General features: G+C 39.0%; 24 protein-coding genes and 1 other RNA gene. 6 read left to right on the forward strand and 19 right to left on the reverse strand.

Annotation, left to right across the window (positions count from 1 at the left end):
* Positions 1–15: 15 nt before the first annotated feature.
* Positions 16–837: an ammonia-dependent NAD(+) synthetase gene (nadE, locus tag COD92_RS02330; RefSeq protein WP_098530311.1), complete on the reverse strand. Its 822-nt coding sequence runs from the start codon at positions 835–837 to the stop codon at positions 16–18.
* Positions 838–953: 116 nt separating this feature from the next.
* Between nadE and COD92_RS02335 the strand changes: the two genes are divergently transcribed.
* On the forward strand, positions 954–1,466 hold the full coding sequence (locus COD92_RS02335) for an acyl-CoA thioesterase (protein ID WP_098530312.1): 513 nt from the start codon (positions 954–956) through the stop codon (positions 1,464–1,466).
* 225 nt (positions 1,467–1,691) lie between these two features.
* Here COD92_RS02335 and COD92_RS02340 read toward each other — a convergent pair whose 3' ends face one another.
* From COD92_RS02340 to COD92_RS02355, 4 genes are all read right to left on the reverse strand, one after another.
* Entirely contained in the window at positions 1,692–2,666 is a 975-nt protein-coding gene (locus COD92_RS02340; RefSeq protein ID WP_098530313.1) for a cation diffusion facilitator family transporter, read from the reverse strand.
* 14 nt (positions 2,667–2,680) lie between these two features.
* The gene (locus tag COD92_RS02345) at positions 2,681–2,914 is read right to left on the reverse strand and encodes a group-specific protein (protein WP_098530314.1); all 234 of its coding nucleotides are present in this window, start codon (positions 2,912–2,914) and stop codon (positions 2,681–2,683) included.
* A gap of 153 nt (positions 2,915–3,067) precedes the next feature.
* Positions 3,068–4,069 (reverse strand): AI-2E family transporter, encoded by a 1,002-nt coding sequence (locus tag COD92_RS02350; protein WP_098530315.1) that lies wholly within the window; start codon positions 4,067–4,069, stop codon positions 3,068–3,070.
* A gap of 99 nt (positions 4,070–4,168) precedes the next feature.
* The gene (locus COD92_RS02355; RefSeq protein WP_098530316.1) at positions 4,169–5,194 is read right to left on the reverse strand and encodes a polysaccharide deacetylase family protein; all 1,026 of its coding nucleotides are present in this window, start codon (positions 5,192–5,194) and stop codon (positions 4,169–4,171) included.
* Positions 5,195–5,512: 318 nt separating this feature from the next.
* Between COD92_RS02355 and COD92_RS02360 the strand changes: the two genes are divergently transcribed.
* A complete protein-coding gene (locus COD92_RS02360) occupies positions 5,513–5,731 on the forward strand; it encodes a hypothetical protein (RefSeq protein ID WP_098530317.1) in 219 nt (72 codons plus the stop codon).
* 83 nt (positions 5,732–5,814) lie between these two features.
* Positions 5,815–6,504 (forward strand): DUF2085 domain-containing protein, encoded by a 690-nt coding sequence (locus tag COD92_RS33210; RefSeq protein WP_098530318.1) that lies wholly within the window; start codon positions 5,815–5,817, stop codon positions 6,502–6,504.
* Here the strand turns inward: COD92_RS33210 and COD92_RS02370 are convergent.
* The 8 genes from COD92_RS02370 to COD92_RS02405 form a co-directional block, all read right to left on the reverse strand.
* Positions 6,475–7,905, reverse strand: a complete 1,431-nt coding sequence (locus COD92_RS02370) for an ATP-binding protein (protein WP_098530319.1) — start codon at positions 7,903–7,905, stop codon at positions 6,475–6,477. The genes COD92_RS33210 and COD92_RS02370 overlap by 30 nt on opposite strands.
* Before the next feature lie 290 nt (positions 7,906–8,195).
* The gene (locus COD92_RS02375; RefSeq protein ID WP_098530320.1) at positions 8,196–8,867 is read right to left on the reverse strand and encodes a Dph6-related ATP pyrophosphatase; all 672 of its coding nucleotides are present in this window, start codon (positions 8,865–8,867) and stop codon (positions 8,196–8,198) included.
* A 733-nt stretch (positions 8,868–9,600) separates the two neighbouring features.
* Positions 9,601–9,935, reverse strand: a transfer-messenger RNA (tmRNA) gene (gene ssrA, locus COD92_RS02380).
* A gap of 174 nt (positions 9,936–10,109) precedes the next feature.
* Positions 10,110–10,577, reverse strand: a complete 468-nt coding sequence (gene smpB / locus COD92_RS02385) for an SsrA-binding protein SmpB (protein ID WP_098530321.1) — start codon at positions 10,575–10,577, stop codon at positions 10,110–10,112.
* Between the two features lie 212 nt (positions 10,578–10,789).
* Positions 10,790–13,150 carry a ribonuclease R gene (rnr, locus tag COD92_RS02390; protein WP_098530322.1) on the reverse strand — a complete coding sequence of 787 codons (2,361 nt, stop codon included), beginning with the start codon at positions 13,148–13,150 and terminating at the stop codon, positions 10,790–10,792.
* A gap of 27 nt (positions 13,151–13,177) precedes the next feature.
* Positions 13,178–13,924: an alpha/beta hydrolase gene (locus COD92_RS02395; protein ID WP_098530323.1), complete on the reverse strand. Its 747-nt coding sequence runs from the start codon at positions 13,922–13,924 to the stop codon at positions 13,178–13,180.
* Positions 13,925–14,075: 151 nt separating this feature from the next.
* A complete protein-coding gene (locus COD92_RS02400) occupies positions 14,076–14,915 on the reverse strand; it encodes an aldo/keto reductase (protein WP_098995870.1) in 840 nt (279 codons plus the stop codon).
* Between the two features lie 58 nt (positions 14,916–14,973).
* Complete coding sequence (locus COD92_RS02405) at positions 14,974–15,621, reverse strand: bifunctional 4-hydroxy-2-oxoglutarate aldolase/2-dehydro-3-deoxy-phosphogluconate aldolase (RefSeq protein ID WP_098530325.1); 648 nt, start codon at positions 15,619–15,621, stop codon at positions 14,974–14,976.
* A gap of 169 nt (positions 15,622–15,790) precedes the next feature.
* Here COD92_RS02405 and COD92_RS02410 point away from each other — a divergent pair, with 169 nt between their 5' ends.
* Positions 15,791–16,555: an IclR family transcriptional regulator gene (locus COD92_RS02410; protein WP_098530326.1), complete on the forward strand. Its 765-nt coding sequence runs from the start codon at positions 15,791–15,793 to the stop codon at positions 16,553–16,555.
* Positions 16,556–16,593: 38 nt separating this feature from the next.
* Here the strand turns inward: COD92_RS02410 and COD92_RS02415 are convergent, their stop codons facing one another.
* From COD92_RS02415 to kduI, 4 genes are all read right to left on the reverse strand, one after another.
* Complete coding sequence (locus tag COD92_RS02415) at positions 16,594–17,544, reverse strand: sugar kinase (protein ID WP_098530327.1); 951 nt, start codon at positions 17,542–17,544, stop codon at positions 16,594–16,596.
* 64 nt (positions 17,545–17,608) lie between these two features.
* The gene (gene kdgT / locus COD92_RS02420; protein WP_098530328.1) at positions 17,609–18,604 is read right to left on the reverse strand and encodes a 2-keto-3-deoxygluconate transporter; all 996 of its coding nucleotides are present in this window, start codon (positions 18,602–18,604) and stop codon (positions 17,609–17,611) included.
* 194 nt (positions 18,605–18,798) lie between these two features.
* Positions 18,799–19,575: a 2-dehydro-3-deoxy-D-gluconate 5-dehydrogenase KduD gene (kduD, locus tag COD92_RS02425; RefSeq protein WP_098530329.1), complete on the reverse strand. Its 777-nt coding sequence runs from the start codon at positions 19,573–19,575 to the stop codon at positions 18,799–18,801.
* A gap of 94 nt (positions 19,576–19,669) precedes the next feature.
* Entirely contained in the window at positions 19,670–20,500 is an 831-nt protein-coding gene (kduI, locus tag COD92_RS02430) for a 5-dehydro-4-deoxy-D-glucuronate isomerase (RefSeq protein WP_098530330.1), read from the reverse strand.
* A gap of 242 nt (positions 20,501–20,742) precedes the next feature.
* On the opposite strand from kduI, the gene COD92_RS02435 reads away from it, so the two are divergent.
* Positions 20,743–21,657: a dihydrodipicolinate synthase family protein gene (locus COD92_RS02435; protein ID WP_176541194.1), complete on the forward strand. Its 915-nt coding sequence runs from the start codon at positions 20,743–20,745 to the stop codon at positions 21,655–21,657.
* Between the two features lie 45 nt (positions 21,658–21,702).
* Positions 21,703–22,476 carry an IclR family transcriptional regulator gene (locus COD92_RS02440; RefSeq protein ID WP_098530332.1) on the forward strand — a complete coding sequence of 258 codons (774 nt, stop codon included), beginning with the start codon at positions 21,703–21,705 and terminating at the stop codon, positions 22,474–22,476.
* 134 nt (positions 22,477–22,610) lie between these two features.
* Here the strand turns inward: COD92_RS02440 and secG are convergent, their stop codons facing one another.
* The gene (gene secG, locus COD92_RS02445) at positions 22,611–22,844 is read right to left on the reverse strand and encodes a preprotein translocase subunit SecG (RefSeq protein WP_098530333.1); all 234 of its coding nucleotides are present in this window, start codon (positions 22,842–22,844) and stop codon (positions 22,611–22,613) included.
* 115 nt (positions 22,845–22,959) lie between these two features.
* On the reverse strand, positions 22,960–23,505 hold the full coding sequence (locus tag COD92_RS02450) for a DUF6241 domain-containing protein (protein WP_098530334.1): 546 nt from the start codon (positions 23,503–23,505) through the stop codon (positions 22,960–22,962).
* Between the last annotated feature and the right edge of the window lie 39 nt (positions 23,506–23,544).

A 23,544-nucleotide genomic window follows, 5' to 3' on the forward strand; every position in this document is an offset into this window, starting at 1 on the left:
TATTCTCTTATTACCTTATTTCCACCACTCATCAAACATGCTGGCCGGAAGTCTCCGTTTATGCTCAGTGAGGATATACCTTTTTTCAACTTTTTCTGCAATTTCTGGTGAAACAGGTTTCCCTTCCAAATAATCATCAAGTTCATCATATGTAATTCCTAATTCGGTCTCATCTGCTTGTCCTGGTTTTTGATCGAGGAGATCAGCAGTCGGCACCTTTAAATATAGTCGTTCATCTGCGCCTAGCTCCTTAAGCAAAGCCTTCCCTTGCCTCTTGGTTAAGCCTGTCAGCGGCAAGAGATCCGCGCCCCCATCCCCGTATTTAGTAAAGAAGCCTGTTACGGCTTCTGCAGCGTGGTCTGTACCTATGACGAGCAGACCTTCCATACCGCCGATCGCATATTGGGCAATCATTCTCATTCTCGCTTTGACATTCCCTTTATGATAGTCACTCAGCTGATCCCCTTTAATGCTGGCATTATATTCATTTTGTACTTCATCAACTGCATTTTTGATATTAAAAACTTCCTCGCGATCAGCCCTTATAAAGGCTAACGAGCGCATAGCATCTTCCTCGTCCTGTTGAACTCCATATGGCAGGCGCACTGCAATAAACGTAGCCGCTGTTCCCTCTGTACGTAATTCCTCCACTGCCAGCTGGGCTAGGCGTCCTGCTAATGTAGAATCCTGTCCGCCGCTAATTCCCAGTACAAAGCCCTTTGCCTTCGTTTTTAATATATAATCTTTTAAGAAATCAATTCTCTTACGAATTTCTTCCTTCGGGTCGATGCTGGGATTTACATTTAAATCTTTCATAATTTGTGCTTGCAAACTCATTTGTTGACCTCCTCACCAATTAATTGATATATGTAATGTACCACATTTCACTTCTTTTCACTAAAATGAAACAAGAAAAATCAGTTTGTGGACAAAATAAAACTTGGAGGGATCATATGGAAGCAAAAACATGCAATGAAACAAGAGTTGTTCGAACAAGCCGAATTTTTCCAAACGATGTAAATAACCATAATACCCTGTTTGGTGGAAAGCTGATCAGTGATATCGATATGATTGCTTCGATTTCCGCTGTACGTCATTCAAGAGCAGAGTGTGTAACAGCCTCCATTGATTCAGTGGATTTCCTTAGTCCGATTACACCAAAGGATTCTGTTTGCATTGAAACCTTTGTATCGAATACGGGTACGACTTCAATTGAAGTTTTCGCTAAAGTGATTGCTGAAGATCTTATGTCCGGTACTCGAAAAATTGCTGCGACAGCCTTTTTAACCTTTGTTGCCTTAGATAACAGCGGAAAACCAACAAAGGTTCCTGTGATCATCCCGGAAACGGAAGAAGAGAAAAAGCTGTTTGAAACCGGTAAAGACCGAGCAGAAAAGCGGAAAGAACATCGAAAAAGCAGTAAAGATCTCGCCAGCGTCTTTACCACACATAAGCCCTGGGAATAAAGAAAAGCGGAAGCGCCTTGATCAGGGGCGACAGGCATAAGACGAGCCGGCGAGAAGGCTGCTCTTTAGCCTTCTTGACGGATTGGCTTATGACCCCGAGCCCCTAGGCGCTGAAGCTAGACAACATAGAAAAGCGGAAGCGCCTTTACCAGACGCTGAAGCAGGCAACACAGAAAAGCGGAAGCGCGACATAAAAAAGGTTCACGATCTGCTCGTGAACCTTTCTTATGATTGTTTAGTTGGTTCTGACTTTTGCCATGTCATAACGTCATCCGCTTCATCAATCTCGATCGTGACATCAACGACGCCTTTTTCTGCCATAATTTTTTCATGTATTCTGTCCTTAATATCATCGGCGGCAGCAACCGTTAATTGAGGGTCAATCTCAATTTCCAGCTCAACGTGCAGGTCTTCCCCCTCTTTAATAACGGTTATATCTTGAATATCCTTTACATCTGGATCCTCCATCACGAGTACACCAATTTTATTTTCCATTTCCTCATCAGCTTGCCCAATAACCCCGGCTGCATTATCTAAAAAGACCTTACCAACTACAAAGAGCATCATCACACCAATTAAAACAGAGGCGATACCTTCTGATTGATGTAAAGGGGTAAAGTGGGCTATAACAACAGCAATAATGGCTAACAAGCCGCCTAAAGTCGCCACCATATCCTCCATAAACACAAGCTTTGTTGCCGGCTTCGCCCGTCCCAAATTGGCAAAAGCCACCGTAAATACATTTAGACCTTTTGCCTCTATCTCGATTTCGTGTAAAATTTCTTTCATCGCTTTAAACAAGACAAAGGTTTCGAGCAGGGTTGCTAATGCTAACACAAGAATATTAATCAGAAAACCACTGGACTCCGTTGGATGAATAATATGGTGGTAGCCTTCTTTAATGGTTTCAAACGCCATAACCCCTACAATTAACACTGCCCCTAAAAGAACCAGGTTAACCAAGCGGCCAAACCCATTAGGATATTTCTCAGTCGGTGCCTTTTTACTTAATGCCGAACCGACAAACACAAAGAATTGATTAGCCGCATCGCCAAGGCTGTGCATCGTTTCGGCAAACATGGCCACATTTCCTGTAAAAAGAAAGGCCACACCTTTGATTATCGCAATAATGGTATTAATAATGGCAGCCAAAAAAGCTGATTTATTCCCTCGTTTTAATAATTGAAATAATTCTCCCATCCTATCCTCATTTCTTAAACGTTTTTTAGCACCATATATAAACGGTTATTTCGTTCATTTTTTTCCTCGGAGGGTGCTAAATCATATTTTTTCAACAAATGGAACACTTCATTCAATAGTTCCTGTGAATGTTCTTTTGAAAAAAACTGCTTAAATAAATCCTTCATATCTTCCGGTAAAAAAGCTGCTTGGGATTCGTATTTACTTTTTACATCTTCCTCAGTGTGATTCAATTTACATTCGCTCATTTGATCTCTCCTCCTCAACTATGTACGTCTAGGATAACAGAAAAGATTCAAAGACCAAAAGCGGAAGCGCCTCGAACAGGGGCTTATGCCCCCGACCCCCTAGGTGCTAAAGCGGGATGTAAAAAAAAAAGCCCATGATTTGGGCTTTTTCAATTAAACTTTTTTATGATCTGTCACTTCTAAAACATCCAAAAGGAAAACAAAAACAGGGATTCCGATAATTAAGCCCCATACACCAAAAAAGTGCTCGGAGAAAATCAAGATAATGAAGGTATAGAAAACAGGAAGATTCGTTTTTGAACTCATTAAATTCGGATTTAAGATGTAAGCCTCAATTCCATGAATAATAAAAATCGCTATTCCCACATAAAGAACCTTCATTAATCCACCGATACTATAAGCGATAATCACAAGCGGAATTAATGAAATAATAACCCCAGCAACAGGAATTAATCCCAAAACAAAAACCATAATTGATAAGCCGCCTAATTGTGGAAAATCTAACAACCATAGGGAGATCGTAGTTAAGATACAATTGACTACCGCGATAATCAATTGTGCTTCAATCACCTTACCGAATGTCCCAACAAACTTTCGGCCAAAAAACTCAACTTCTTCATAAATGGAAGAGATTTTACTGTTCCTAAATTTCTTTGTAAATTCAATTAAGCGAGGCTTTTCAAGTAAGCAGAAAATACTTAGCAGCAAGGCCAATAAGACTTGTAAGGTAACACTGCTAATATCCGTAAAATACTTAATTAAGAAAGTAAATCCTTGCTCCAGGTAACTGGAGATTTTAATTTCTTCCATCCGGTTCACAAGATAATTTAAAATAATATTATCGTGCTTGGCCGTGTAAAAAGCCGTTAACTGCTTGATTAGGGCGGTAATTTCCTGAATAATCATCGGCAAATACATGACGAAACAATAGGAAAGCAGCCCGACAATACAGGCATAAGAGATAACCACAATTAACCTGCGATTAAGCGGGATCTTTTTTTCGATGAATTGGACTAAGCGATTCATTAAAAAGGTAAAAATAAAGGTAAGTAAAATTAAATTAATCATCGATCTCATTGCATATAAAACAAGGGCAATGAGAACAAAAATAGAAATTCTCTTAAATCCACTGCTCTGCATAAGTTTATTTATCATAGATACTGATCGAACCCCATTATGTTTACTAGTAAAAGTTTTTACACTTTTTTTAATTATATCAAATCTTTACCGTATTTTGTCGGTTTTAGTCTTCTTTTACGGTTTAAATTGAACCGGTGTCATCGAACTGTCAATTGCTCTACTCATCCAGCCCTGTTTCGATAGAAAATCAAGCAGCTGTGGTAAATGGGCTAACGTTTCCCTCCGTTCGTGCAGCAAAATAACGATAGGACCATTATGATTAGCCAGTTGATTTAATTGCGTGATGACACTGTTCACATATCTCGCATCTTTATAATCCCAATCCCTGCTGTCAATATTCCAATCCCACATTAAATATCCATTATCATGAACAGCCTTTCGATATTCCTCTGTCATATACGGAACACTGCCATATGGGGTTCTCATTATATAGGAATCTACACCGGAAATTTCTTTTAACGTATTACGGTTTTGCGTTAATTCCGAAATGATAGTTGTCGCAGATGCATAAAAAATCTTCGGATTATGCGATACGCTATGCAAGCCTACCGTTTCTCCAGATTGAACCATTAATTTAACCGCATTCGGATAACGGCGAATATTGCCATCAATCATAAAAAAGGTGGCTTTATAACGATATTTCTCCAGTAGAGCTATAATCTGGCCGGAAAATACTGACGGGCCGTCATCGAATGTTAAATAAACCGTTTTCTGCGGAACTGGATTAGCTGGCGGTGCATTCGGTTGTTCAGACTGTGCTGGTTTTGATTCCTTTGTTGGTTGCTCTGAAGAAGTTGTAGCGTTTGTGGCAGGTTTTGCCGCGGCAGGTTCTGTAGTAGTCGATTCTTTTACGTTACTTTTCTCTCGCTCTTGTTGATTTCTCCACGCAATCGCTTGCTCTTGCTGCTTGCGTATTCGTTCTTTTTCAAGTCTAAAATCATTGGTGTCCCTAATGAATTCCTCCGGTGCTGGTCCTTTCGCTATCGCACGTTTAATAGTTTCATTTTTTGAATGATTAATAGGTTTATTTATCGTTCTTTCCTGAAAATGATGGCTCAAGAATACCCCTGTGCATACGAATCCAATAGCCAGCAGGACGACAAGTGTCCCTTTGGACCAACCTTTTTTTAGATTTCGCATTTTACATACCCTCTTTGATGTTTTTTCACTTTCCCCATTATAGACGAAATTCCTAAATAATTGTTTCAAATCTATTAAAAATATTACATTTCTATTAAATCGTACTTTTATCACAGGTATTTAGTCACTCTACATATTACAAGTTTTACTAACATATTATACCAATTAAAAGTAATAAAGGGGGGATATAAGGAGAAATAAATCTGAAATTTCTAAAAGGAGTACAGGCAAATTACACTACCGTTTAACATACATATCATTGAAACAAGATTTTTCTCCTATTCCATATTCTTATGCATCTTGCTGGAGGTGAAATGAGTGTCAGGTGGACAAAAAGCACTTTTTTATATTCTATCGATACTTATTCCGATTGTTGGGATTATTGTCGGGATTATTTGGATGAATGATCAGGATCCTGAGAAGAAAGTTGTCGGGAAGAACTGTTTAATTATCGCGATCGTTGTGATGGTTTTAAGCTGTATCTGCTGGTTTGCCGCATCGGCATTGTCAATCATGCCGGCGTTTTCGGGGTATTAAAGTTAAGTCATTAAACAGATGTTCAGGAACCCAATTTTACATAATGATAAAATTGGGTTCTTCACTTAGGGGGTGAATACAATTTGATCCATGAGGTATTAAACTTTTTCGGAAGGGCCATCTGCCACCAGTTAGAAGAGCGATCTCTTCATGTATCCGGAGCAACACTTTCCGTTTGTGCCAGAGATACAGGGATCTATATTGGGATTTTTTCGACCGTATTATATTTACATATCGTGAAAAGGAAATCAATAATCTCCATACCCACAATTAAAGTAAGTTTTCTTCTATTATTCTTTATGGTGCCTATGATCTTTGATGGACTAGGGTCATACACCCATTTATTTCAAAGTAATAACGTAAGAAGATTAATAACAGGTATTTGCTTTGGTTTTGTTCTTCCCTATTTTCTTTATCCGATATATTTGGGAAAGTCACTAGCCCAAGCATGTGAACCTGTTATAAAAAATAGAAGGGATTTTTTTGTTCCCCTCTTGTTTAGCAGTATCCTAGGTGGATTAATTTATTTTGAAATATTTCCTTATTCCCTCTGGGACAGCTTAATTATTTTATCCATTATTGTTTGGTTTAGTTTATGTGTGTCCTTCTTATTTCCGTTTATGAAACAAACCTTCTTAAAAAGGATTATTTCTTTCGCAACTTGTATTGTATTTCTCTGTTCATTATCTTGGTTACATACCTTGCTACAAAATTCGGATTTATTGTCATTATTAAATTTTTCTTTAAAAATCACTAAAAGAATACTGGGGTAAAATAATTTGAATATGGGTTCCTTTCGGACCACTATCCACCACTTTTATTTCTCCACGATGTTCCATAATGATATTTTTTACAAATGGTAGTCCTAAACCTAACCCTTCTTTTCTAGAAGAAGTAAAAGGATCGAAAATACTTTCCCAATTTTCTTCCGGTATTCCACTTCCGGTATCGATCAAATGAATAAAGATGCGATCTATTTGGATATCGGTAGAAATGATTATCTCTCTTATCGCTCTTTCTTTCGGAAAAGCTTCCGAGCTATTTTTTATTAAATTAACAAATACTTGTTTTAAATATGTCTGGTTTGCGTAAGTTTTTAGAGTTCTATATTCTTTCTCAAAAGTAGCTTTTACAGAATTTCTTTGTAAAAATTCTTCAGATATTTCGATTGCTTGTTCAATTATTTCGTTTAGATCCACCGTATTAAATTCAATCGATTTATATTTCAAATATCCTGTGTAATTTTTAATTAATTCATCCAATTGCAGTGCAGCGGATTGAATCATTTCATTCATCTTTTTACCTTCGCTAGGTAAGGTCTTTAACTCACTTAATAATTTTGAATATCCGTTTATAATTTGGAGTATATTTTTAACTTCATGAACTAAACTGGCGGTGAGATTCCCAGCATTATCAAGTTTCTTCTGTCGCTCCAATAACCGATTAAAATTCACTGTCAGCATGGTATGCATTCTTATAAACGAAAAAACAATAATAACAGAAAAGATAATAATACCTAAACTGCTAAATAAAGCTCCGGCTCCTGGGATAAAATTTAAAAAACCAAAAACAAACAATAAAAAAGTACAAAAGGAAAATGTACTTAAAAAACCTTTTAAATAGATATTTTGAATTTGTCTAGAAATAATAAGAGTAAAAATGACAAAAATGATAAGACTTCCTGTATGGAAAAGATATAAGAATTGGAGTGGTCCATACTCTGGAAAATAAAAATAAGTAGTAGAATGTAATATTTTCACTTCTTTTATATCTACTATTCCAAGTCTTGTCATGTTGATCAGATAGATAATGGAGCTCCATACTACTAAAAAGAATAATACTTTTCGGTTAAATATGGATAATAAAAACTGATAATATGTCTTGTTTTTAAAGTTGGCCGTATGTTTTTTTATTAATATATAAGCCAAGTAAAATACGATGGGAACCATAAAGGTTGTTCCTATTCTAAACAGCCTGAAAAGCAACATGATTAGATTTTTCGAAAATATTCCATCCAAATACAAAACGGCTACATCCAACTGCCAAAAGCTGATAAAGAGCATATAAAGCAATAAGGCAGTTGCTAATTCTGAACCTTTATATATTTTTATAACACAAATCGCTAATACCACAGGAATCATTCCAATAATAGCGATTAAAAATGCAATGATCAAACCATTCACCACTCTATTTATGTTTTCTTATATATGCAAAAGCATTATTTCGTTTTGGCGAATTTGTTTTTGGTGCTTTGACCCCATATCCTGTTACAACTATTTTTCCCATAACGATTACCTTCCAATAAAAAAATCATTATTTAATATGACATTTAATAAATTATACTAAAAAAGGGTAAATAGTCACAGGTTATTTCAATTAGGTAAAAGTTATTCATTATAGTTTGTTTCTACTATTCAAATTTTTCAACGAATGAGCAACCTATTTGCTAAATCTAAATGGTAGATTATTTAGCTACTAAATTTGACTCTTTAATATCTAATGACCAGAGGCCACTGTTTAATACAATATCGGTATAAGTCACTCCTAATCTCTTTTTAAATAAGGGCCCATCAATAACAAATGTATGAAATTCCCCCATTTCCCCCATCGGGCAAACATCCGAATGGCTAGCATGAGAGAAGAAATTAGCGTTTAGATTTGTCCCTACCCAAGACTTGTCTAAATAACCATCTTTCACTCTACAAATAATGGCCTTATAACCTAACTGCAACCATTCTTTGACTAGTTCACCTACTTCTTCTGTACGAATCCAAAGTGGAAACTCTGATTTAAGTCCCGCTTTCGCAGCAGCTTGCTCGTTCCACTGTCGATCCGTCTCTACATAAAGGGATCCAAAAATCACCGTATCGACATTTTGATTTTCCTTCAGGTCTTTAAGAGCATTGACTAATTGATTTTCATAATCAGGTGTAGAATTTATAAAAGTGATAGGTATTTGTAATGCTTCAGCTTGTATTTTTACCACATCTATCGGAATACCATGAGCACATGTTCTCCTAAAAACATCAGAAACCATGGTGATTAATCCTACAACTTGGTAACCTTGTTTGATAACTTTGTCTAAACACATACAGCAATCCTTTCCGCCACTCCAAGAAATAACAACTCGTTTCAAATTACTCTTCCTCCCTATTATTTTTGCAATGTTCTAGTGGTTATCCTAATCTAATATTAAAGTATATTTGTTGTTACTACTACTTGCATGTCTTTTCTTAATTGGAGAGTAACTGCCTCCGCTTCATGTACTAATAGACACTAAAAAAGACTTGGAGGGTTTTCAAGTCTGATCATTTAATTTGTTCTTCTCAAGAATGGTTTGAAACCAAAATAAATCAAACAGATATATGAACTTATTCCTAACAGATAGGTAAGGGTTCAAAAGTTATCGTTCTCTTTCTAGGATGAAAACCATGGATATTAGAGAATTATGAAAAGGTTACTTTACGGAATGGAAAGTACAATACTAATTTATTGAGGAAGAAAATCATGTTTGAAGAAGAATTTTTTCAAAAATAAAAAAGACCAGCAATTTCTGCTAGTCTTGTTATCCACCTATGTATGGTGGAGACGGCGGGACGTGCTCATCCATGCTTTCGACATGGCACTGACTATATCTTGAACCTGTCCAGAAACAGGCCCTCTGGCGTCTTATGCGAAACATAAATTTACCTCTTCAAGGCAGGAATCGCATCCTAGTACTACCTGTTGCAGGCAGCCTATAAGTCGATACACGGCTGTTGAATTACTTCACATACCGCTCGGCATTGCCCTATCGCCAAAAGCGACTTAGGTTTCACCGATAAAGCCAGATTATCACTTGTATGTTACCACACAAGGCGACTAATAATTAATCGAACCCGCGTCCAAAGATATCGGCACTTAAGCATCTACGAGTGTAGTCGATATATTGGCGTTTCACTGATCCTTTTGCCTATCGACCGGCGTCCGGTCAGCTAGCCTGATTGTTCTCTTCCTTCATCCTCAGGCGGTGGAATCCGGCGTAGCCCACTTAAAGTGAGTCCGCTACCCTACCACATGGGCGATGGAGGGGCGAACCGCTAAGCGCTATTAAGCAGCTAAAGCGAAAGTTTTGTTAGTTTTGCCAGTTATGGCTTTGACGTTTTAACGAGGCCGATCCCCTCGACTCGCAACCTAAGCTCAAACTACCCCTGTCGAATCCGTAGCGTCCCCATTATAAAATGTGCTGAAATCTACTTAAAGATTTAGCAACAGACGTTAGGAATTGCTCAGGCACGTTTTGTCAGAGCAAAAGATTGTGCCGCTGATTTAGCGACAAACTTATTATAACACACTCAGAACATTTTTCAATTGTAACTATTTGTAAATTAATTTCCAATTACATCTTTTGACGATCACGGAAGGCTCTTTCAATCTCACGCTTTGCCTCTTTCTGCTTTAACGATTCGCGCTTATCATAATTCTTTTTACCCTTTGCTAGACCAATTAAAACCTTACAGAAGCCATTTTTTAAATATAACTTTAACGGCACAAGTGCATAACCTGCTTCTTTTGTTTCTCCAAGCAGTTTATTAATTTCACGTTTATGAAGTAACAGTTTGCGCGTACGCAATGGATCGTGATTAAAAATGTTTCCCTGCTCATAAGGACTCACGTGCATTCCAAACAGAACCGCTTCTCCATTTTGGATCCGTGCATAAGCATCCTTCAGATTGACTTTCCCGGCACGAATCGATTTAATTTCAGTCCCCTGAAGAACAATGCCCGCTTCGTACGTTTCTTCGATAAAATAGTCGTGGTAAGCCTTCTTGTTTTGCGCGACTACCTTTCCTACACCCTTTGGCATTTATATCACCTCAACTCTATGGATTTATTTTAGCAGAATATAATAGCCTGTACAATTAGAAAGGCGGAAGCGCCTTGAACAGGGGCGTAAGGCTGCTACAGACAAGCCGGTGAGAAGGCTCTTCTTTAGCCTTCTTGAGCCCGAGACCCCAAGGTGCAGGTGCCAGGACCTGGACAGTGAAAAGGAGCCTTGCAGAAAGGCCCCTCTTCCTATTATTTATTTTTTCTCTTTCTGCTCTTGGATTTCGGTACATTATCGTAAAATTTACGTTTATTTTTGGACTTGCCGCCCTGACCGCCGCCTGATTCAGACTTTTGTCCATTTCTGCTTCGACCTTGTTTGGCTTCGCCTTGCTGTTTATTTCGGCGCGGTTTCCGTGTATCACTGCCTGTACTAAAGACTCTTGTAGTTTCTGGTCTCTCGCGGCGAGTCCCTTTCATGCCGACAATTTCGAAATCAATCGAACGTTCGTCTTTATTAACCTTAACGACTCGAACCGTAATTTCATCACCAATTCGGAACACGTTTCCGGTTCGCTCGCCAATCATCGCAAAATGCCGCTCGTCAAAACGATAATAATCATCGGTCATATAACTGACATGCACAAGACCTTCAATCGTGTTTGGCAGCTCCACAAACATGCCGAAGTTGGTCACAGAGCTGATAATGCCGTCATATTCGACACCAACCTTATCCTCCATGTACTCCGCTTTTTTCAATTCATCCGTCTCACGCTCAGCATCTACTGCACGACGTTCCATTTTCGAAGAATGCTCGGCAATTTCAGGCAAGCGGGCATTCCATTTTTCCCTCGTTGCCTCATCGATTTTTCCTTCAATTAAATAGGTACGGATTAAGCGATGGACAATCGTATCCGGATAACGGCGAATCGGCGAGGTGAAATGAGTGTAAAACTCAGTCGATAAACCAAAGTGTCCAAGGCTCTCAGGATAATATTTTGCCTGCTGCATCGAACGGAGCATGACAGTCGAAATCACCATTTCTTCTGGTTTGCCTTGCACCTCTTCAATAATTTCCTGCAGTGCACGAGGATGAACATCGTTAGCAGTTCCTTTTACGATATAGCCAAAGTTAGTAATAAACTCGAAAAATCTCCGTAATTTATCTTCCTTTGGATCCTCGTGAATACGGTAAATAAACGGAACTTCCATCCAGTGAAAATGTTCAGCCACGGTTTCGTTGGCAGCTAACATAAATTCTTCTATTAACCGCTCGGCAACTGACCGCTCTCGTAAGACAACATCCGTTGGTTTTCCTTCTTCGTCTACCAAGACTTTTGATTCTTTAAAATCAAAATCGATGGCCCCGCGCTTCATTCGTTTGTTTCTTAGAACTTCTGCGAGTTCTTCCATTAATTCAAACATCGGGACAAGTGACTCATACCTTGCACGTGTTTCTTCATCTTTGTCAGTAAGGATTCGGTTCACATCATAGTAGGTCATTCGCTCCGTTGTTTTAATCACACTTTGAAAAATTTCATTCGAAACAACGGTACCCTCCGGTGAAATTTCCATTTCACAAGATAACACAAGACGATCCACCTTAGGATTTAAGGAGCAAATTCCGTTTGAGAGGCGGTGCGGGATCATCGGAATCACTCGGTCTACTAAATAAACACTTGTTGCCCGGTCCTCTGCTTCTACGTCAATCGGCGTACCCTCTTTAACATAATAGCTGACATCGGCAATGTGTACGCCCAGCTTATAATTGCCGTTCTCTAATTTTGTAACGGTGACCGCGTCATCTAAGTCTTTAGCGTCTGCCCCGTCAATTGTTACAATGGTTTCGTTCCGTAAGTCACGGCGATTTGCTAGTTCACTTTCATCAATCGTATCAGGTGTCTCATTGGCCTGCGTTAATACATCATCAGGAAAGGCCATTGGCAGTCCATGTTTATGTATGACTGATAAAATATCTACGCCAGGGTCATTTTTATGGCCAAGTATTTCAATAACTTCGCCTTCCGCACTTTTTCGTCCATCAGGGTACGTAACAAGTTTAACGACTACCTTATGTCCTTCCACTGCCCCTTTAGAGGCATTCTTCGGAATAAAAATATCGCTGGCAAATTTTTTATCGTCCGGAATCACAAAGCCAAAGCTTTTGCTTTCGACATAGGTTCCAACGATTTGTTGGACACCTCGTTCAATAATTCGGATGATACTTCCTTCCCTGCGAGTTCCTGATGATTCCGTAGATACACGGGCAAGGACCGTATCGCCATGCATTGCGGTATTCGTTTCATTCGGTGGGATAAATATATCATCCATACCTGGTTCATCAGGTACAACAAATGCAAATCCCTTTGCATGGCCAATTAATTTACCGCGGATTAAATTCATTTTTTGCGGCAGACCGTAACGGTTGCTGCGTGTGCGTACGACAAGTCCTTTTTCTTCCATTTGAACAAGTGCCTTTACGAACTCTTTAAAGTCTCCGGAATCCTGAATCCCAAATGCTTCCTCCAGTTCTTGGACCGTTAATGGTTTGTAGGCTTCGTCCCTCATATATTGCAAAAGCTTATCTATGTGCTTTTGAATTGTTTCTTCCAAACTATTCCCTCCTATGTGGGTGCTTTATTAATCATGCCAATCTAGCTTTTCTAAAAAAGCATATACATCTTCATGAAGCTGTTCGCGCTCTTTATCCAGCGTAATGACATGTCCTGATTCTTCATACCACTTAATTTCTTTTATGGTGGATTCAATTTCGTTGTAAATGATGTTGGCACTCTCGGTATTAATCATTTTGTCGTGGCGAGCCTGTACAACAAACGTCGGGGCATAGATCATATCAACATGCTCACGTACGTCGGCAATTAATTGTTGGAGTGCTTTTAATGTATTCATCGGTGTTTTTTGGAATTCCTTCATTTCCATTTCGATTTGCTCGTCTGTTTTTCCTTCATATTTTTTATATTCACGGGCATAATCGAGAATTCCTTGGTACATGACTTCTTCACTTTTTATATGCATCGGGGCACACATAGGTACAATACCCTTTATAGGTACAGTGTATCCCAATTTCAAGGAAAATACGCCGCCAAGTGAAAGTCCAGCGACTGCTATTTCTTCATGTCCTTTATTTTTTAAAAAATGATAGCCATTTAGGACGTCCTGCCACCAATCTTCTGGACCTGTATGGACGAGTTCTTCCGGTGGTACTCCATGGCCTTTATAGTGCGGGGCATGGCAGGTGTAGCCCTTTTTTTCTAAAAAACGGCCGAGCATCCGGACATCTGCTGAATTGCCGGTGAAACCGTGGAGCAGCAAGACGGCCCGTTTTCCTCCTTCAAAGGTAAATGGTTTCGGTGGTGCAACTTTCATTTTGAAAACTCCTTTTATTTCTATTAGCTTCTATTAGTTTAAGCATTAAAAGAGGTAACATTCCAGAAAAAAGCCTTACCGACTCCCTTGAGATCCAAATAATAAAAAAAACCTTGCTGAAGACGGCAAGGTTCGTTGATTTTTGGTTATATTATTCAAAGCCAACCGTCATTTTATCAGGATGGGAGCCAGCGCGGCTATCCTGATTTAATGAATCAATTCTTTCCATATCCTCTTGGGATAATTGAAAATCGAAGACATTGGCATTTTCAATAATGCGGTGTTCTTTGATTGATTTTGGAATCGTAACCACTTCATTTTGCAGATCCCAGCGTAAAATCACTTGGGCAACGCTTTTATTATATTTATGTGCAATATCTTCAAGAACAGGATCAGTTAGAAGTTGTCCTTGTTTCAATGGTGACCATGCTTCCAGTTGAATTCCTTCTTGTTTACAGAAAGCATGCAGTTCTTTTTGAGTTAAATGAGGATGGTATTCCACTTGGTTAACCATCGGTTTAATTTCTGCAGAACTGATTAAATCTTCTAAATGGTGAGTCTGTAAGTTACTAACACCAATGGCGCGTACACGGCCCTCTTTATAGAGTTTTTCAAACGCTCTCCAGGTTTCTTTATATTTATCTTTACCTGGCCAGTGAATTAAATAAAGATCTAAGTAATCGAGACCTAGCTTATTAAGACTTGTTTCGAACGCTTTTAAGGTCGATTCATACCCTTGTTCGGAATTCCAAAGCTTTGTTGTAATAAACAAATTTTCACGAGGAACCCCGGACTCTTTGATTGCTTGACCGACCCCTCCTTCATTACCGTAAATAGCCGCTGTGTCAATGCTTACATATCCATTTTGAATCGCAGCTTTGACCGACTCAACTACCTCTTCGCCTTCCTTTACTTTAAAAACTCCTAATCCAAACCATGGCATTTTCACACCATTATGTAATGTCGTAGTGTCTTTTAAATTTGTTAGCATCATCTATTCCTCCTAAAAAATAGTCATTACTGTCAAATCTTTGTTACAATCCGCTCGATTATAATCCTCTTGCAGCTTGGACTTTTTCGATATACTGTTTCGCATATTCCGTAATCTTATCAAAATCTCCTGTTTTCGCTGGAGCTACTAAATTACCACCAACTCCAACTGCCACAGATCCATTTCGAATCCATCGATCCACATTTTCTAAATCCACTCCGCCCGTTGGCATGATATTAATTTGAGGCAGAGGCGCTTTTACCGCTTTCACAAAATCTGGGCCAAAGGCGCTTCCAGGGAATAATTTCACAATATCCACGCCTGCCTCCAAGGCACGTTTCATTTCAGTTAGAGTCATACAGCCCGGCATATAAGGAACTTGATAAAGATTACATAATCTAGCTGTCTCCTCATCAAATGCTGGACTAACGACAAACTGTGCACCTGCTAAAATCGCGATTCTTGCCGTTGCCGCATCTAGAACAGTTCCAGCTCCAATTACAACATTTTCATTGCCCTGATAAACAGCCGACAATTCCTTAATGACTTCATCCGCCCCATTTACTGTAAAGGTCACTTCAATTCCTTGGATCCCACCTTTGACACACGCTTCAGAAATATTTACAGCGTCTTCCTTTGAATCCGCCCGAACGACTGCTACTACACCACACTCGGATATTTTTGATAAAATATTCACCTTTTTCATCACCTTGACTCCTCTTTCAATTAATTATTCTAAAATGCCAATAGAATGAGTTCCCTACATCCTAGAATTAAATTTACAAAAGTTTCTACATGGCGTATCATATAATAGAACGCCGTTTCAAAAAAGATCTAATACTAGAAAATATTTCTAATAAACGAGGTTATAAACGATGTCTAATGTTCAATCCCTTGAACGGGCTCTAACGATATTAAACAAGCTTTCCGAGTATCCAGACGGCATCCAAATTGCTCGATTATCTGAGCAGGTTGGTTTAACAAAGAGTACGGTTCACAGACTGTTAGCTACGTTATCGAGTATGAATTATGTTGTGAAAGACGAGGAAACGGACAAGTATAAACTCGGATTACAAGTCCTATTTCTTTCTAGAAATCTATTAAATAACTCCAATATTGTTACCATAGCAAAACCTTATCTTGAAAGACTTTCACAAGAAGTAAATGAAACCGTACACTTATGCATAGAAGATCAAGGAGAAGTTGTTTATATCGATAAAATTGAAAGTAATCAGACCATCCGTATGTACTCCCGAATAGGGAGCCGAGCACCCATGTATTGTACGGGGGTAGGAAAGATCTTACTTTCCGACAAGGATCAAGACACTCTTGAAAAAATCGTTTCAACCATTCACTTCATCCCTAAAACACCGAACACCATTACCTCTAAAGAAGAATTTTTAAAGGAAATCGAAAGGGTTAGGAACCAGGGATACGCATTAGACAATGCCGAAAATGAAGCGGTCTTAATGTGTATCGCTTCCCCCATCTACGATCATAGAGGGAAGATTATTGCCAGCTTTAGTATTTCAGGGCCTAATAATCGAGTAACGTTGGATGTAATCAATCAAACATTAGTCGAAAAAATGAAACATTACAGCATCGCCATCTCAAGAAACCTTGGCTATACGGGTTCTTGAGAATAGGGTATTCTCTATCTTGGGAATACCCTATTTTTTTAGAGCTGAACAGAAGTGCTTCCAATAAATTCTTCCAAATGGTTTCTATTTGGCAGCCCGTCATTGTCTCCTGGGAACATAACCGCTATGGCTCCGATAGCTGCCCCGCGTTTGACTGCTTCTTTAAGTGGCAGCCCTTCAAGAATGCCACTTACCACCCCGACTGCAAAACCATCACCTGCACCTACCGTATCAACCACTTGTTCTACGGGGAAGCCATTCGTATAGAATTGCTCACCTTTGGAGCTTGTGAAGGCACCTTTTGCCCCTAGCTTAACGACAACTGTTTTTACACCAGCAGCATGATAATAATCAGCTATCCCCTGAACGTCTTGTCTGCCTGTTAACAGCTTCCCTTCTTCAATACCAGGAAGAACAATGTCTGCGCGACAGGCAAGATCATTTATGACTTGAACCATTTCCTCCTTGTCAGCCCAAAGACCCGGACGTAAATTAGGATCATACGAAATTTGTACACCTCTTGCTCGGGCCTCCTTGATTAGCTCGTATACCATCTCCCGGCATCCTGCAGATAATGCTGGCGGGATGCCTGTCAAATGAATATGATCAAAGCCATCCCAGTTCAAATTTGCGATGGTATCAAGTCCCATATGGGAGGCCGCAGAATTTTTGCGCGCGGAAAATACTTCCGGGTCCCCGCTTACTACCTTTTGTTTCCATTGCATACCAGTTATATAGTTAGGATGAAATGTCACATAGGTGGTATCAATGGCATTGTGCTGAAGAAACGTTTCAATGTTTTTTCCGAATGGATCGTTTCCCAGTTGTGTAATATACGTGACTTGATGTCCTAAACGTGACATCCCAATCGAAAAATTGACTTCTGCACCTGCAACAAAACGGTTGAAATGCTCTACATTTTCCAAAGCCCCTTCATGTTCGGCAACAAATAGAGCCATTGGTTCACCAACAGTAATAATTTTACTCATACGAAATCCTCCTTGTTATTTTAAAGAGGAGACATAAATGATATGTCCCCCTAAGAGTAGAAAATTAAGCAGTAAACTGATTTCCCTTTTTTCGAACAACTTTTCCTTTGTTTTTCTTCTGCATATATTGAGAGTAATAGGCTGTCAAAATTGGAACTATTATGGAAGTTACAATTACTGATGCTGCTACTAAAGCCGTAGCTGACTGAGCAATAGGCATAAATTCAGGTTTCATATTAGCAATAATCATCGGATTAGCAACTGCAGCTCCAGCAGTACTAGAAGCAGCAAGTCCTGCTGTTCCATTTCCTCCACCAATAAATTTATCAGTCAGCATCAATGGAATACCTGTAATAATGATTACGAGGACACCTAATAGAATTCCGGCTAAACCAGTTTTAGCAATAACCGTAAGATCAATCGAATTACCTAATGCAAAACCAAAGAATGGGATCATGGTGTGCGTAGCTTTGCTAAAGAATTCACGGAAATCTTGATCCAGGTTACCCAGAATAAACCCAACTAAGAAAGGAAAAATAGCGCCTACAAAAGCCTGCGGCTGAAATGCGGCTAATCCAGTTGTACCCAAAATTAACATGGTTACGAGTGGTCCCGACTCAAGAGACATTAAAACAAATGCGCCTGCTTCTTCTTTAGAACCATACTGTTGCATAATAGAAGCATACAGACCCCCATATGTCATATCCATACATGAAATTAACGCAAGAACAGAAAATCCTGCAAAGAAGCCTGTTTGAATTCCTCCCTCTGGGATAAACAATGCACCAATAAAAGCTACGGCCCAAGCAACCAATATCTTTGTCACTACAAGTGTTCCGGACTTCCTTAACACTGTACCTGTTGCTTTAATATTGATACCTGCACCCATACAGAAAAACCATACCGCTAAAATGGGAACCGTCCCGGTCATCAAACCATTGGTAAATGAACCGAAGTACTCACCGGATTTAGGAGCAAACGTATGGATAATCGCTCCTAAAAAAAGAGGAACCAGCATTAGACCGCCAGGGATCTTTTCCATTGACTTCATAATTTTCATAAATGTCTACCTTACATTTCAGTTTAAAATGGGGCATTTTTTTATAGATTTAAAATGGTAGATTCAGATATATCTTGCTGTGTGAATTTTTTCTTTTTCCGCACGTGAGCTATAAGCGCTTTCGAAATTAGCAACTTCCTAGTTTCTCTTGACAATCTTTTATTACTTCCCTGTTGGTTCCTTTCACCGTTTGGTTATCTAGCTAACCAGCCGCCATCAACCGCAAGTATATGTCCATTCATATAGTCAGATGCTTTACTAGCTAAGAAGACCACTCCCCCCATGAGGTCTGAAGGTGACGCCCATCTTCCAGCAGGAATACGTGAGAGTATTTCTGCATTCCGTTGTTCATCTTCTCGAATTGGCGCGGTGTTAGCGGTTGCAATATATCCCGGCGCAATAGCATTAATCTGAACATTATACTGTCCTAGTTCATTGGCAAACGCCTTGGTAAGTCCAGCCACACCATGTTTACTTGCTGTGTATGGCGGAATAAATTTCCCCCCTTGGAAAGAGAGCATGGAACCGATGTTAATAATTTTTCCACTCTCCTGCTGAACCATCACTCTAGCAACCTCTTGACTTAGGAAATAGACAGCGTTCAAGTTAATATCCATGACCGCATCCCAATCTTCTGGTTTATAGTCTAATAATGGTGTACGTCGGATCGTTCCTGCATTATTGACCAGGATATCTATTTTTCCGTATACATGTAAACATTCATCTACGATTTGTTTTAACGTTTCTCTTTCCGCTAAGTCTGCTTGGAAGAAATGGACCTTTCTTCCTGTTTTTTCGATAAGGGCTCTTGTTTCCTCCCAATTGTTATTATGAGTCACGATAAATAAATCGGCTCCTGCTTTTGCCAAGGCAACAGCATACCCTTGGCCAAGACCGGAATTGCCTCCTGTCACAATCGCTACCTTATCTGTTAACTTAAAATAATCTAGTGAAAAATCTTCTAAGCTCATGTATTTCGCACCTCTTTACCCCATTTTGTCAGTCGAATATTTTTAGCATATCAACCTGTTTAGAAGATTAATCTATTAATCTTCTAAACATAAATTATCGAATCTGGTCCATAGTAACGGCATCCATGTCATTATAAGTCTTGTTTTCGCCGGCCATTGCCCAGATAAAAGTATAATTACTAGTGGCACTGCCACAATGAATTGACCAAGGAGGAGATATGACCGCTTGTTCATTTTTCATCACAATATGCCGCGTTTCAGCCGGGTCTCCCATCATGTGGAACATTCGGGCATTCTCATCTAAATCAATGTACAAGTATACTTCCATTCTTCGGCTGTGGGTATGAGTGGGCATAGAGTTCCAAACACTTCCCGTATTTAATTGGGTCATCCCCATCACAACCTGACAGCTTTGGATCCCCTCATTATGTATCATTCGGCGAATGACTCGGTCGTTAGCACTTTCAAGCGAACCTAACCTCTCACCTTCAATATCCTTAAAGGCCACATGCTGCGTCGGATACTCTTTATGGGCAGGTGCTGAGAATAAATAATACTTGGCAGGACTTTCTGATGATTCGCTTCTAAACAGCAGTTCTTTCTTTCCGAGTCCTACATACAAGCAATCTTTATTTTCCATTGCAAACGGTTCGCCATCAACGATGATTGTACCGCTTCCGCCCACATTAAAAATTCCTACTTCTCTTCTCTCTAAGAAATAATCAGCCTTAATTTCATCATATCCCTTTAAGGAAATTGCCTCTCCAATAGGAGTGATGCCGCCTACAATCGCTCTGTCTTCCATTGTATAAACAAGCTTAATCTCACCTGGTACAAATAGTTCTTCAATTAGATAATGTTTTCGAATATCCTCGGTCGTAAATGTTTTTATTTGATCTGGGTGTGTTGAGTATCTTGTTTCCACAATCTACATCTCCTTTATATCGTTCCGTATTATGGAACGATGTTTCATAATTTAATTATAGCGCTTCCAAATGAAAATTGCTAGATGAAAATGGATAAAAATATGAATTTAACTTTATATCTTACTTTTCTGAACATTATCGAAAAAATTTTGTTATAAAAAGGAAAATGTATGATACAATTAATTTGAGTTTTACATAAGAAACCATAGTTTTGTATATTAAACCAGAAAAGAGGATGCTTATGGTAACCAACAGGAAATTTCATGGAATTATTCCACCCGTACCCACTATTTTGTTTAAAGAAGGACAGATTGATGAAAAAGGAATGGGAAACCTGATTGATTTCCTCATTCATTCAAAGGTAGACGGGCTTTTCTTTTTAGGATCTGGGGGAGAGTTTGGACAAATGCCAGTCGAGTTAAGAAAAGAAGTAGTTGAGTTTACCATTCGCTATGTAAATGGCCGTGTTCCTGTTCTAATTGGAACAGGTACCCCAAGTACGAACGAAACCATTTCCTTAAGCCTTCACGCTAAAAGTATGGGGGCGGATGGAGTGGTGGTCATTAATCCTTATTATTATAAATTGACCGAGGAGAGCCTTTTTCAACACTATTCTGAAATTGCCGAAAATGTAGACCTGCCCATTATTTTATACAATTACCCTGAATTAACAGGCCAAGATTTAGCGCCAGACTTTGTGCTTAGACTAGTTAATAAATATCCAAATATAGTCGGAATTAAAGATACTGTATTAGCAGTTGGACATACGAGAGAATTAATCCAAACCATTAAGTCCGAACATCCCGATTTTGCTGTATTTTCTGGGTATGACGAGCACCTTCTAAACACTTTATCCCTTGGCGGAGATGGTTCGATCCCTTTAACTTCATCGTTTGCACCAGAAATTTCAGTGGGAATCTACCAATCCTTTAAGGAGGGAGACTATGCACAAGCCATTGACTTGCACCAGCAGTTGGCTTCGTTGCTCCCTTTATATAAACTTGACTCTCCATTCATGAATGTTGTGAAAGAAGCCATTCGCTTACGCGGAATAGAAATCTCTACAGATGTTTTAGCCCCAGTCCGCTCACTAAGTCCAGAAAAGAAAGAACAGGTTTATAGCATACTTTTAGAGAAATCGAATATCCTATCATAAATTTTTAAACGCAACGTGTTTTTTAATTGGTAAAGAGGTGTTTAAGTGTCTGAAAAATATTGGGTCCCAGCAATCGAACGAGCGAATCAAGTGATCAACTTAATTGCCAGAGAACCGGGCCTTCACAGGTTAATTGATCTTTCAAAAACATTGAATGTTAATAAGAGTTCTATGTTTTCATTATTGAATACACTAGAAACCTTAGGGTGGATTGTAAAAGAAAAAGGGGATACCTATTCGTTAGGTCCAACCTTAGGAGGTTATAGTGGTGCTTATTTTCGCCAATTTAATCTTTTAGAGTCCTTTCAAAAAGAAGCTGCCCTATCGGTAAATGCAATAAATGAGACGATTCAACTAGGGACGCTGCACGGGACCCATATCGTGTATTTAGCAAAAGAAGAAAGTGATTCCCGCGTCCGACTTGTGAGTGAACCAGGCATGCAATTCCCTGCCCATGCTACAGCATTAGGGAAAATTCAATTAACACAGTTTACTTATGAAAAGCTGAAACAGCTCTATTCTGAAAAGGAGTTATTACAGGTTACCCCTTATACAGTTAATAGTCTCGATCAGCTATGGGAACAATTAGAAACTGCAAAGAAGTCTGGTTATATTTGTGAAGAGCAAGAAGCAGCGCTTGGATTTTATTGTGTAGCGGCTCCTATCTATAATCATGAAGGTAGAATTGTTAATGGAGTCAGCTTTACTATGACCGAAAGCAGTTGGACAGTCAAAAAAGAAAAAGCCATAGATGAGATAATGAAATTAGCCAAGAGACTGTCAATCCATGCAAGGTTTGGTCAATTTAATCATCAGTAGGATGCAGTTTCGCATGCCCTATAACGACTCAAGGTGAACAGTTATACACTGTTCGCCTTTTTGCATCATGCACCTAAAATGTCCCTTTAAAAACAAAAAACCCAGCCAAACGGCCAGGTTGTATGCTTGTTTTATTAAATTTTAAAATAAGTAACCGCAAGTGCAAGCAGGAAAAATAATACGGATAATACAACCGTAATTCGATGTAGAATCAAGTCAATTCCTCGTGCCTTTTGCTTACCGAATAACGTTTCAGCACCGCCAGAAATGGCACCAGATAACCCAGCACTCTTACCAGACTGTAGTAAAACGACCGCAATAAGAGCGATACTTACGATAACTAATAAAATTACAACTAATGTATGCATGTAAGCCACCTCCTGTTAGACGTACAGTTCACAGTATATTAAATTTACCATACTATTCCCCTTTAGACAATAGTCGTTATTGTGACAGACCTAAAGGGAATTCCCTACTAACTCCTTATTGTTTAACCTTAAAATTCGCTTCAATATACTTCTTTTCATCTTCTGCTGATAAAATCCCTACAGCTTTCCCCACTGTGCCGCCTTGCAGATACCAGATTTTATTATGATCTTTGTCGACACTCGAAAAATCCCCCTTAGACCAGCGCTCTAAAATGTCTAGATATACAGAAGAATTAACATAGTTTTCCTCATTTTTCTGAACAACTTTTAGTAATTGATTGACACGCCCAGGTGTCAGCGGGATCGCCCCCCACTTCTTACTGGACTCCACTTTTTGATGAGACATTTTATGGATCGCATCCATTACCTCATCTTCCTTCATATTCATAGGAAATTCTTTTTCAATTTCTTGGCTGTTTGGGTCATCCATTTTAATGACGGACTGGCCGTCATCTGATTTTTGCACCGAGACGGTTACGGTATCCTTTTGCAAAGGAAGCGATCCCGTTGTCTGATAATAAGAGAAGATACACAAAACCATAACTGCGATAATAATCATCACACGCTGTGGCCATGATAGCTGTTTAAAATACTTTTTCATCTTTTTACCCCAGTTCTATCATAGGTTTTATCTTAATAT

The sequence above is a fragment of the Bacillus sp. AFS037270 genome (assembly GCF_002585305.1).